The organism is Rhizobacter sp. (assembly GCF_031412075.1).
In the GTDB taxonomy this organism is placed as follows: Bacteria; Pseudomonadota; Gammaproteobacteria; order Burkholderiales; family Burkholderiaceae_C; genus Rhizobacter.
In genome coordinates, this window is record NZ_JANOCG010000635.1 from 1 (window position 1) to 10827 (window position 10827).

Here is a 10827-nt window from a genome sequence, read left to right on the forward strand (position 1 = left end):
GTCGGTGGTGCGGTGCGTGATGCCTTGCTGGGCTTGCCGGTGAACGACCGCGACTGGGTCGCGGTCGGCGCCACGCCGCAAGAAATGGTCGACGCCGGCTACACGCCGGTGGGCAAGGACTTCCCCGTTTTCCTGCACCCCATCACCAAGGAAGAAGTGGCGCTGGCCCGCACCGAGCGCAAGTCGGCGCCGGGCTATCGCGGCTTCACCATCCATGCCGACCCGGGCGTCACCCTCGAAGAAGACCTGCAGCGGCGTGACCTCACCATCAACGCCATCGCGCAAAGCGAAGACGGCACGCTGATCGACCCGCACGGTGGCCAGCGCGACCTGCGCGACAAGGTGTTGCGCCATGTGTCCCCTGCTTTCTCCGAAGACCCGGTGCGCATTCTTCGGCTCGCGCGTTTTGCGGCGCGTTTTGTCGACTTCCATGTCGCGCCTGAAACCAACGCGCTGATGCAGCACATGGTGGCGGCCGGCGAGGTCGACGCCTTGGTGCCCGAGCGCGTGTGGCAAGAGCTGTCGCGCGGGCTGATGGAGAGTCGACCCTCGCGCATGTTCGAGGTCTTGCGCAGCTGCGGCGCGCTGGCCCGCCTGATGCCCGAGGTGGACCGTCTGTGGGGTGTGCCACAACCGCCGGCGCACCACCCCGAGGTCGACACCGGCGTGCACCTGATGCTGGTGCTCGACATGGCGGCCCAGCTGCAATCGCCGCTCAGCGTGCGCTTCGCGTGCCTGGGCCACGACCTCGGCAAAGGCACCACACCCGCCGAAGAGTGGCCGCGCCACATCGCCCACGAAGTACGCAGCGTGAAGCTGGTGCAAGCCGTGTGCGAACGCCTGAAGGTGCCCACCGATTGCCGCGAGCTGGCCGAGACCGTGGCGCGCGAACACGGCAACGTGCACCGCAGCGAAACGCTCGACGCGGCGGCCGTGATGCGCCTGCTGGAGCGCTGCGACGCCTGGCGCCGGCCGCAACGTTTTGCCGAGATGCTGCTCGCCTGCGAATGTGATGCACGCGGGCGCACCGGTTTCGAAGAGCGGCCTTACCCACAACGCGCGCGCTTGCAGCGTGCGCTCGATGCGGCGCTGGCGGTCGACAGCGGCGCTGTGTCGGCGCAAGCGCTCGCCCAGGGTTGGAAGGGGGCCGCGATTGGCGACGCCATCCGCAACGCACGGGCCGCGGCCGTGGCCGGGGCCCTTGCGGGCTGACGCGGTGCGCTCAGCGAGGCGCCAGCAACACCGACTTGATGCGCGCCAGCAGCGCCGGGTTGCGCGGCTCCGCCCCCGTGGCGAGCAGCGCGATGTTGTCGGCCATCGCTTCTTCGCAGTGGATGACGTAGCCGGTGTTGCCGCCCAGCCGGCGCAGGTAGTCGTGGCCTTGCAGCGCGTGCCACGCCGGTACCCCCTCGCGCAGCACGGCACGTGACGCGCCGCCCGCCGGGTCAGGCTCGACTTCGAGCAGGCGCACATCCATCACGGTGAAGAAGGTTTCGCCGGGCTGCAGAGCCGTGCGCGCCGCCACCAGCACCGGTGTGACCCAGGGCGTGCGGCCACCGACCTGGATCTGCATGGCGTGTCGGTTCTGCGGCGCATCGGGGTTGGCGATGCGCACCGGCGCCCAGGCCTCCGGAAACACCAGCTGCGGTATAGGTTCGAAGCCGATCTCGGCATACAGGCGCGAGGCCAGCACTGGCGCATGGCGCGAAGCCACATGCCAGAGCTCGTGGGCCAGCAGCATGGCGTCGGAGTAGCCGGGCATGCGCGCTGCGCCGGCCAGCACGACGGCGTTGCCGCGTGTGTAGGGCGCGTTGGCGGACTCCTGGCCGTTGGTCGCGATCAGCCACACCTCGCTGGGCAAAGGGATGCGCAAGGTGGTGAAGGCCGGTGCCAGGCTCTCGAGTGCCGCGCGCCAACGTGTGAGCTGATCAGCAGGCCAGGCGCGCACGGCCTCGGCGTTCCATCGCCGAAACGCCTCCAGTGACACCGGCTCGGCACGGCCCATCACGGCCCGCCGCTGGAATTCGCTGGTGGCCGCCATCCACTCGTCGTCGGCCGCGAGCACCGCCTGCCCGGCCTCGATGTTGGCAAAACGCACCCGGGTGCCCTGGAAGCCAGTGAAGACCTCGAGCCCGTCTTGTTCCCGCGTCTGCGCCCAGGACGCGGGCGCCAGCACGGTACACAACCCCAAGCCCAAACCTTGCAACGCGCGGCGACGCGTGATGACACTGTGCATGCACCCCTCCTGTGGCGCCCGGGATGGTAGCGGGCCGCGTCAGGGCACCGGCCCGGCTTCACAGACGGGGTTGGGCCTTTGGCAGGGTCGTGGTCGTCGAGAACTTGAGGTTGATCAGGCCGACCGTCTCCTGCCGGCCGTCCTCCAGGGCGCGCCGCTTGCCCACACGGAACTCCAGCCACACCCCCTCCATCAGCCGCTTGTCGATCCCGAGGGCATATTTGAAGGCCGCGTCGGGCAAGGTTGCCCTGGATGACTTGACATTGCTCACTTCGACAAGCCCGTAGGTGTCGCGGGCGTCGCCACGGCCATAGGTCAGCCGAAGTGCGGCGATGTTTGTCTTCTTGTGTACCGGCGAGGTGGCGATCGTGTCCAGGTCAAGCGCACGGTCGGTGCGCCTCAATGTGAAATCCACCAGCGTCTGGTCGCTGGGGCCATAGGCTGCCGACAGTGCGACGGTGCGTGCCAGCGACACCCGAGAGGTGCCTGCGCCGGGGGAGCGAATCCAGCTCTGCCCGAGGGTCAGCGCCACCTGGGATGCGTTCCAGAGCGGCTCGGCCGCAGCGCGCGCGCATTGTTTGGCGGCCGCATCGGCAGACGCGAGGAAGCTGGAGCCACGCTTGGCCAACGCCAGCGCGTTCTGGATCTCCTCAGGCGGCACGCCCTTGAGCGCCAGCAGAACGCGGCTGGATTCATCGGTCACCAGTTGCTGCAGCGGCTTGCAATCGACGAACGCGCGGTAGGCGGCAACGTGCGGGTCATCCTCCGCCTTGATGTAGTGCGAGATGTTGACCGCGAAAGCATCCTGCTTGTAGTCGACACCGGCGAGCGGGTTGATGTTGCGTGCGTAGCTGAAGGTCGTCCCACCCCAAACTCGTGCCCAGGTGTGCTTGGTGTACGAGTTGATGGACAGGGGGGTCAAGCTCGTGCGCGCAGGGGTGATCGCCAGGCCGAAACCGCTCTTCTTGTCGTCGGACTGGGCCGCGTTCAACAGCGCGACGAAGTCTTTCGGGGCCTGGATCGTCGTGATGGCGCTGTCTGACAGCTTGAGCATCTCGCCGGCCGACACATGCCCGGGCCCCACATCGATCAGGTAGTCCTTGAAATCGTCCTTGCCCTCCTGGGCTCCGGCGCCATGGGCTGCACTCATGAGCGTCAGCGCCAGCGGGACGAGCGTGCGCGCGCCCATCACGACACCCTCAGGATGAAGGCCTGAATGTCGCTTTCGGCATCGATGCCGTCGGGCAGCGTTCCGGTGGCCGAGGCCGCCTTCCTGCCGGCGATCTTCACGCTGCTCTTGTACGAACGGCCAAACGCCCCATGACCGAAGGCAGCCACCAGCACGACGCAGGTGTAGTCGCCCGGCGGGAGCACCGTTGAACGCGGGCTGCCAAGTCCCGACCCATCGGGGAAGTGAAAGTGCGTGCCGTCGGAAAGCGCCACATGGATCGTGACGTTGGCTTGACCGGCGTCGTCAAGCTCCAAGGCAAGCTGCGGACCTGTGGCGCTGAACACGCCACCCGGCACGTTGTGAAGCCGGATCTTCATCGTGGTCTCCTGTCGGTTGGAGTACCACTGTGCGCAGATGCCGGAGACGCCGAATCCTCAACTTGGTGGACAGGGCGCAGCGTCTCTCAATGACAAACAGCCTGCGGCGCCAGCACGATCTGCTTGCCACAGTGCACCACCACCGCTGCGCTCTTCACGCTGTCGGTGATGCGGTCGAGCAGGTACGAGATCTCGGCGATGGCCGCGCCGTCGTAGCGAACGATGTTGCCCTGGTTCGCCTGGCTGATTGACGCGGCACCGTACTGCGTGGCGACAAGGTGTTTGTCGGCCACCTTGATGCCGTCGGCCACGGCCGCACGCTGGCGTTGCAGCGCGGCGCGGCGGATGCGCAAGCCCTCGGTGTCGCGCGCCACCATCAGCGGCAGCATCTTGCTGGCGTAAGCGTCCCACTGCGCGCGGCAAGCAGCGTCGCAGCCGATGTGTTCCCACTCCGGCGTGGGCTTGGGGCCAGGTGCGGCGAGCGGCTTCTTCATCACCCGGGCCACGGCCTCGTCGGCCTCGCGCCAGCGTGCCGTGTGGGCATCGAGGCGCTTCATTTGCAAGCCCGCGTATGCCTCGCCGGCTTCGGCGGCGGCACGGTTCAGCGCCGTGTCTTCGACCATGGCCTGCGCCTGGTTCTGGTGGCGCTTGTCCTGGCGCATTTCCTGATTCAGCGGCTGGTTCATCTTTTGCGACATCGCCATCAGCTCTTGCGGTGACATCTTGCGCATGCGCTCCTGCACCTGCTGCGCGTAGGCGGGGTCACGCTGCATGCGGGCCATGTCGATGCCGACGTCGGCCATGCCCTTGCCGAGGTTTTCGACCACGATGGCCGATTGGGTCTGGTGCCGCTCGGCGGCCGCCTGCTGGATCAGCCCGATGGCGCGCTGGTGGGCCGCGATGTCGGCGCGCAGCGCCAGCAGGCCGGGGTGCACGATGCGGCCGCTCTTGTCGACCCACGACGCCGCCTCGTCGGCAGTCGCCGGCAACTCGGGCACGCGGCTGAAGAGCGCGGCCACCGACGGCGGCGGCTCGACGGCCGGCGCGTCGGTGGCAAACAAACTGAGCAGAGCCGCCAGCGCGGCGGCAAGAACGGGTTTCATCACGGAGTCTCCATGGCGGGGCATGGAAAGCAGTGTCTTCAACCCCGCCTTCCCGGGCATCGCCCGAAGGAGCCATGGCCCGCAGTGCGGCGGGCCATGCTCCGGCTAGAAAAGCTTGGAGATGCCCAGCGCCACCATGCTCAACAACACGCTGCTGGTGAGCGGGATGAAAAATTCGCGCCCGAAGATGCGAAACCGAAAGTCGCCCGGCAGCTTGCCGAGCCCGATCTTCTCCAGCCACTTGTGCAGGCCGCTGAAGATCAGCAGCGCCAGGAAGATGACGATCAACCAGCGGATCACAGCCGGTGCGTCCGGTCGCCCTGGGCAAAGCCCAGCGGGTCGGTGGTGAACGCGGCGTCGCAGCCACGAGCGAAGGCGATCACCTTGAACAGCTCGCCCATCTCGTGCTCGGTGATGAGCTTCTGCGCAGGGGCGATGGTTTTCACATCGGCGCCTTGCAGCATGTCCATCAGGCCGCAGTTCAACAGGAAGCGCGCTTGCGAGGTGTAGCCGAGCACCTGCAGCCCGGCGTTTTGAGCGGCGAGCGCGATGCCGGTGAAGTTGACGTGGGCGGTGATGTCTTTCCGGCCCACATCGACCAGCGGGTCGGAGTCGGCCAGGTGGGCCTGGTGGCACATCAGCGTGCCGCCGCTGCGTTGCGGGTGGTAGTACTCGGCGTCGGGGAAGCCGTAGTCGATGAAGAAGGCAGCACCACGCTGCAGGCGGTCGGCCAGGGTCGCGATGAAGGCTTCGGCCTGGGGGTGGATCTCGGTCACGGTGCCGGGCGCGAACGGGCCCTCGAAGGGCGGGCGCAACTCGGTGGGCCGGTCGCTCCAGGCGAAGGTGTCGCCTTGCGCCATCACGCCCCGCTCGAACCAGCGCTCGCCATCGAAGTGCAGCAGCTGCACCGGCATCGCGTCGAGTACCTCGTTGCCGACGATCACGCCGTTGAGCGACTCGGGCAGCGCGTCGACCCACTGCACCACCTCGCCAAAACGCGCCAGCCGCTCACGTTGCCGCGCACGCAGGCTGCCCGAGAGGTCGACGATCGTGTAGCGGGTGACCACCGACCCCAGCGCATCGAGCAGCTGTTCGGCCAATGCGCCCGAGCCGGCACCAAACTCCCACAGCTCGCTGCTGTCGCTCGCCACCAGCGCCTGTGCCACCTGGCACGCGAGCGCCTGGCCAAACAAGGGCGACAACTCCGGCGCGGTGACGAAGTCGCTGCCCGACGACGGCATGAGGCCGAACTTGCGGCTGTCGTTGGCGTAGTAGCCGAGGCCGGGTGCGTAGAGCGCGAGCGCCATGAAACGGTCGAAGGGCATCCAGCCGCCCTGGCGCTCGATGGCGCGCCGGATCAGCGTGGCCAGTGGCGCCGATGCAGGAGCGCTCTCGTGAGATGTCATCAGCGCATTGTAGAAACCCAGGCTTGCCCGGCGGGGCGGCGCAACCACCATTCGGCCAGCAGCAGGTGGGGTACCCAGCACAGCCAGGCGATTGCAGCGTAGGCCGGCTCGAAGGGCCAATGCGCCGCCACCACCACACCCACGTAAATGCGCAGGCTCACTGCCGCCAGCGTGAGCGCCTGGTTGCGCAACATCCACTGCCGGTGCGAGGCCACGTCGCCACGCCGAATGGCCAACCAGCCACGCAACCCGGTGTACAGCCACGCGAGGGCCAGCACGGCAAAACCGACCTGCGCGACCGGGCCGCCGTGGGCGTAGCGCGAGAGCAGCAAGCCGAACACGCCGCCCACCAACACACCCACACCGAGGTAGGTGCGGCCGATCCAGCGGTGCAGCTGCGGCCGCGTGCGACGCAAGCGAGTGGAGAACTGAAAGGGCCCGAGCGCCAGGGCCAAGGCCGCAGCAAACACATGGCCATAGATCAGCACCGGGTGGGCGCGGTAGACGGCCTGCATGGCAGGCGCCACCTCCGCGCCCGGGGGCAGCAGCGCGTAAGCCAGGAAGGCATATGCGGCCACCGCCAGCGCGAGCGCATTCAAGGCGCCGAGGCCCAGCCGTTCCAGCCATGCGCTTGTTGCGGCTGGCATGGCTCAGAGCTGGAACTGGTAACGCACGGCCAGCATGCCGCTCGCCTGCCGCGCTTTCTGGACGATGGGGCTGTGGGCTGCGCGCTGCAGGCGCTTGGCTTGCAGCGTGGCATTGACGTACCAATAACGGCTGAGCGCCATGTCGAAGTCGAGCGCGAGCTGGCTGCTCTTCAGCCCGGCGCGCGACTCGAAGACGGCAAAGCCGCTGGCCGCAGACTGTTCTGGCGTCACGCCGAAGAAGGCCCCCATGTAGCGCCGGTCGGCCCAGGTGATTCCGGGCGCGACGGTGAGCGTGGTGTGGGGGTCGATCTTCCACGGCAGGGCCAGGCCCAGATCGATCAGCGTGCCTTCGTGGCTGTGGGTGGCGTGGCGGGTCGCCGAAGTGAGCGACACCCCGCCCAGCGTGAGCGACCCGAAGGCCGACACCACCGGCGTGGCACGCACCTCGCCCAGCCCCCGCAAGACCTCGCTGCCCGGCCGGTAGCCGAGAGGGGTGAGTTTGCGGTCGCCGTTGTCCACCCGCCCGGGGTCGATGTTCAAGCCCATGCCCGCACTGTAGTGTGGGCGCTGCACGACGGTCCAGTGGAGGCCGCGGTTGCCCATGGCCACGCTGCCGAGGCGGGCCGTCCGGTAGGTGATCTCGCCACCGAGCACCGGCTGGCTGCGCGAGCGGTCGCTGCCCTCGAACTCGGGCGCACGCGCCACGCCTGCCAGCACGCCACCCGACCAGCCCGGAGGCGGGCCGATCCAGCCGGGGGGCGGGCCGTCTTGCGCCCACGCAGATGAGGAGCACAAGGCCAGCATGGCGAGCACGAGCCAACGGCTGTGCGAAGAAAAGAAGAGTGGGTTCACGATGGGTCACGGAAGGGTTGGGACACCGACCACTCTAGGAAGGCGGGGCTCGCCGCGCTGCGCCGAAACCCCGAACGTCGCCGCCAGGGCGCCCAAGCGTCAACCGGCGTCGCGAACGGCGCGTGTCACATCGCCTTGAAGCGGTGCGCAAACAGCCGGCTCACCGCCAGGCGCGCCGGGTGGTCGTGCAGGCCGAGCAGCATGCGGCCTTCTTCGCTGCGCTCCACATGCGAGATGCGGCGCACCTGCACCACCAGGCTTCGGTGCACCTGCCAGAAACGCTCGGGGTCGAGCCGCAGCAGCAGCTCGCGCAGCGTCATGCGGATCAGCGCCTCGCGCTGCGCCGTGATGACACGCAGGTACTTGTCGGCCACCTCGAAGTAAAGCACCTCGTCGACCGGGATCAAGTGGGTGATGGCACCCACCGCCGCGTTGATGACCGTCAACCGGCCGGCGTCCGATGGCGCTTGCAACGACGCACCGAGCCGCTGCATCTCGCTGCCGAGTCCTTCGACTGGCTGCGCGTTGAGCAGCGCCAGCCGCTCCTGCAGCCGCTTCACCGCACGCTGCAGCCGCTCGGTGCTCACGGGTTTCAGCAGGTAGTCGATCGCGCCATGCTCGAAGGCCTGCAACGCGTACTGGCCATACGCGGTGACGAACACCAGCTGCGGCAACGGGTGGCCCTCGGGCCAGTCTTCGACGATGGCCTCGGCCGCATCGAGCCCTGAGCAGGCCGGCATGTGGATGTCGAGAAAGATCACGCGCGGCAGGTGTTCCAGTGCGAGCGCAATGGCCGCGGCGCCGTTGTCGGCCACCGGCAGCAGGTCGATACCGGGCCAGCAGGCGCTGAGCTGCTGCTGCAGGCGGCGCGCCAGCACCGGCTCGTCTTCAACCACCAGCACGGGGATGTTCATGAAGGAAAGCTCAACGTGGCCCGCACACCGTGCGGTGGGTTGTCGGTCAGCGCCACGTGGGCCGCATCTCCGAAGGCATAAACAAGCCGCTTGCGCAGGTTGGAGAGGCCAATGCGCCCGGCGGCAAACGGGTCGTCGACCTGCAGGCCCTGGCCGTCGTCGACCACCTCGACGATCACCTGCCCACCCTCACGCCGTGCAGCCACACGGATGCTGCCACCCGCGAGTTGCCCATCGAGCCCGTGCTTGACGGCGTTTTCCACCAGCGGCTGCACCGTGAGCGGCGGCAGCCGAAACACGGTCAGATCAGGAGGCAGCTCGAGCGTGTAGCGCAGGCGCGAGCCCATGCGGATGGCCATCACCTTGAGGTATTGCTCCAGCAAGTTGAACTCCTGCTGCAGCGTGACGCTGGCTTGCTCGCCGGTCTGCATGCTGGTGTGCAACATCTCGCTCAGCGCTTCGAGCAGCTGCTGCGCTCGGCCGGGCTCGGCGTCGATCAGCGCATGCACATTGGCCAGGGTGTTGAACAGCATGTGCGGCTCGATCTGCTGCTGCAGCAGCTGCAGGCGAGCGCTCGCCGCCCGCACGTCGGCGTTTTCAGCGCGCAGCCGCTCGGTCTCCAGCCGGTCGCGCTGGGTGATGAGGTGCACCGCCACCAGCGAGGCCAGCACGGTGGTGAACACCAGCAGCAGCGCCACCGGGCCGATCGACAAGGGCGGCACCACCGGCATGCCGAACCAGGCGCTGGCCAGGCTGCGGCCCGCCACGTACCCAATGGGGATCGAAACCGCCGTCACGGCGCCCAAGGCCAGCCAGCTGGGCGGGCGCTGCCACCACAACGTGAGCCGCGGCCACTCGATCAAGCCAAAGATACACAGGCCGATCGCCTGCGAAAACACCATGTGCGTCAACAAAAGCTGCCCGACCAGCGCCGGCGTGACCTGCGGCGCCAGCGCGAGCCCGATCAACACCAGGCCCAAGGCCACCACGGCATTGAGGGCCAGCACCAGCACGGCATCGCGCAAGAACACGCGGCGCTTGCTGGGGGCGGCCAAGGGGTCGTGAAGGTTCATCGGTTTGTGGGTGCGGGCGCGCCAGTGTAGGCAGCGTCGATGCGCCGCGCGCCAGGGCCAGGGGCGAACGGTCGGGACGAGGTGGCGAGGTGCCGCCCGGTGGCGCCGAGCGGCGTGTGGCCACGCGCGCAAGCCCCGTCGGGCCGGCGAAAAGGGCCACGCCGATACACTGTCGGGCTCGCTCAACACGCTCCATGCCCCCCAGCAACCATGTCTGAACGCCCCGTCGTTCTGGTCACCGGCGCCGCCAAACGGTTGGGCCGTGAGATCGCGCTCGACCTGGCCTCGCATGGCTTCGATGTGGCCGTGCACTACCGCCACTCGCGCGACGACGCCGAGGCCACTGTGGCGCAGGCTCAGGCGACGGGTGCACAAGCCGCGAGTTTTGCCGCCGACCTGTCGGATGAGCCCGCCTGCCGTGCGCTGGTGCCCGCCGTGCTGGCGCGCTTCAAACGGCTCGACGCGGTGGTCAACAACGCCTCGACTTTCGAGTACGACGACGCCGCGCGTTTCAGCTACGCCGCGATGGACAGCCACTGGCGCGCCAACACCGGCCCGGCGGTGCTGCTGTCGCAGGCCTTGCACGAACACCTGCTGAGCACGCGGCGCCAGGGCTGCGTGGTCAACCTCCTCGACCAGAAGCTGTTCAACCTGAACCCCGACTACTTCTCGTACACCTTGTCCAAGGCGGCGCTGCAGGCCGCCACCGTGATGCTCGCGCAGGCGATGGCGCCCGCGCTGCGCGTGTGTGGTGTGGCGCCGGGTGTGACGCTGCTTTCAGGCGCGATGACGGCGGACGAGTTTGCCCAATCGCACCAGCTCACGCCGTTGCTGCGCTCCTCCACCCCGGCTGACATCGCCCGCAGCGTGCGCTTCCTGATCGAATCGCCGGGGATCACCGGGACCACCTTGCTGGTCGATGGCGGCCAGCATCTGCAGGCCCAGCCACGCGATGTGATGTTCATTGCCAACCCCTCGAAAGACACCTGACATGCACAGCCTGATTGGCCACCTCGACCTGCGCGACTGCCGGCGCCTTTTTTTGCGC

At 68.1% G+C, this 10827-nt stretch carries 12 protein-coding genes; 2 read left to right on the top strand and 10 right to left on the bottom strand.

What is annotated here, in order from left to right; translation table 11 throughout:
• A partial coding sequence (locus RMO40_RS23380; RefSeq protein ID WP_309726001.1) for a multifunctional CCA addition/repair protein occupies nt 1-1212 on the top strand: 1212 nt, incomplete at its 5' end.
• Nucleotides 1213-1222: 10 nt separating this feature from the next.
• Here the strand turns inward: RMO40_RS23380 and RMO40_RS23385 are convergent.
• The 10 genes from RMO40_RS23385 to RMO40_RS23430 form a co-directional block, all read right to left on the bottom strand.
• The gene (locus RMO40_RS23385; RefSeq protein WP_309726002.1) at nt 1223-2236 is read right to left on the bottom strand and encodes a DUF4157 domain-containing protein; all 1014 of its coding nucleotides are present in this window, start codon (nt 2234-2236) and stop codon (nt 1223-1225) included.
• A 58-nt stretch (nt 2237-2294) separates the two neighbouring features.
• Nucleotides 2295-3425, bottom strand: a complete 1131-nt coding sequence (locus tag RMO40_RS23390; RefSeq protein WP_309726003.1) for a hypothetical protein — start codon at nt 3423-3425, stop codon at nt 2295-2297.
• Complete coding sequence (locus RMO40_RS23395) at nt 3425-3784, bottom strand: hypothetical protein (RefSeq protein ID WP_309726004.1); 360 nt, start codon at nt 3782-3784, stop codon at nt 3425-3427. Before RMO40_RS23395 ends, RMO40_RS23390 begins: the two co-directional genes overlap by 1 nt.
• A gap of 86 nt (nt 3785-3870) precedes the next feature.
• Nucleotides 3871-4887 carry a hypothetical protein gene (locus RMO40_RS23400; protein WP_309726005.1) on the bottom strand — a complete coding sequence of 339 codons (1017 nt, stop codon included), beginning with the start codon at nt 4885-4887 and terminating at the stop codon, nt 3871-3873.
• Nucleotides 4888-4992: 105 nt separating this feature from the next.
• Nucleotides 4993-5187, bottom strand: a complete 195-nt coding sequence (locus tag RMO40_RS23405; protein ID WP_309726006.1) for a DUF2905 family protein — start codon at nt 5185-5187, stop codon at nt 4993-4995.
• Nucleotides 5184-6293, bottom strand: coding sequence for an SAM-dependent methyltransferase (locus RMO40_RS23410; protein ID WP_309726007.1), 1110 nt, complete (start codon nt 6291-6293; stop codon nt 5184-5186). Before RMO40_RS23410 ends, RMO40_RS23405 begins: the two co-directional genes overlap by 4 nt.
• Nucleotides 6293-6940: a DUF2306 domain-containing protein gene (locus RMO40_RS23415; protein ID WP_309726008.1), complete on the bottom strand. Its 648-nt coding sequence runs from the start codon at nt 6938-6940 to the stop codon at nt 6293-6295. The genes RMO40_RS23410 and RMO40_RS23415 overlap by 1 nt, the downstream gene beginning before the upstream one ends.
• A gap of 3 nt (nt 6941-6943) precedes the next feature.
• Entirely contained in the window at nt 6944-7792 is an 849-nt protein-coding gene (locus RMO40_RS23420; RefSeq protein WP_309726009.1) for a MipA/OmpV family protein, read from the bottom strand.
• 125 nt (nt 7793-7917) lie between these two features.
• On the bottom strand, nt 7918-8706 hold the full coding sequence (locus tag RMO40_RS23425; RefSeq protein WP_309726010.1) for a LytTR family transcriptional regulator DNA-binding domain-containing protein: 789 nt from the start codon (nt 8704-8706) through the stop codon (nt 7918-7920).
• On the bottom strand, nt 8703-9779 hold the full coding sequence (locus tag RMO40_RS23430) for a histidine kinase (RefSeq protein WP_309726011.1): 1077 nt from the start codon (nt 9777-9779) through the stop codon (nt 8703-8705). Before RMO40_RS23430 ends, RMO40_RS23425 begins: the two co-directional genes overlap by 4 nt.
• A 210-nt stretch (nt 9780-9989) precedes the next feature.
• On the opposite strand from RMO40_RS23430, the gene RMO40_RS23435 reads away from it, so the two are divergent.
• A complete protein-coding gene (locus tag RMO40_RS23435; protein ID WP_309726012.1) occupies nt 9990-10769 on the top strand; it encodes an SDR family oxidoreductase in 780 nt (259 codons plus the stop codon).
• Nucleotides 10770-10827: the final 58 nt, after the last annotated feature.

Excerpts from the sequence above, each read along its gene's own strand:
- RMO40_RS23385 (WP_309726002.1), bottom strand. The coding sequence starts at position 2,236 with ATGCACAGTGTCATCACGCGTCGCCGCGCGTTGCAAGGTTTGGGCTTG.
- RMO40_RS23390 (WP_309726003.1), bottom strand. The coding sequence starts at position 3,425 with ATGGGCGCGCGCACGCTCGTCCCGCTGGCGCTGACGCTCATGAGTGCA.
- RMO40_RS23395 (WP_309726004.1), bottom strand. The coding sequence starts at position 3,784 with ATGAAGATCCGGCTTCACAACGTGCCGGGTGGCGTGTTCAGCGCCACA.
- RMO40_RS23400 (WP_309726005.1), bottom strand. The coding sequence starts at position 4,887 with ATGAAACCCGTTCTTGCCGCCGCGCTGGCGGCTCTGCTCAGTTTGTTT.
- RMO40_RS23410 (WP_309726007.1), bottom strand. The coding sequence starts at position 6,293 with ATGACATCTCACGAGAGCGCTCCTGCATCGGCGCCACTGGCCACGCTG.
- RMO40_RS23415 (WP_309726008.1), bottom strand. The coding sequence starts at position 6,940 with ATGCCAGCCGCAACAAGCGCATGGCTGGAACGGCTGGGCCTCGGCGCC.
- RMO40_RS23425 (WP_309726010.1), bottom strand. The coding sequence starts at position 8,706 with ATGAACATCCCCGTGCTGGTGGTTGAAGACGAGCCGGTGCTGGCGCGC.
- RMO40_RS23430 (WP_309726011.1), bottom strand. The coding sequence starts at position 9,779 with ATGAACCTTCACGACCCCTTGGCCGCCCCCAGCAAGCGCCGCGTGTTC.
- RMO40_RS23435 (WP_309726012.1), top strand. The coding sequence starts at position 9,990 with ATGTCTGAACGCCCCGTCGTTCTGGTCACCGGCGCCGCCAAACGGTTG.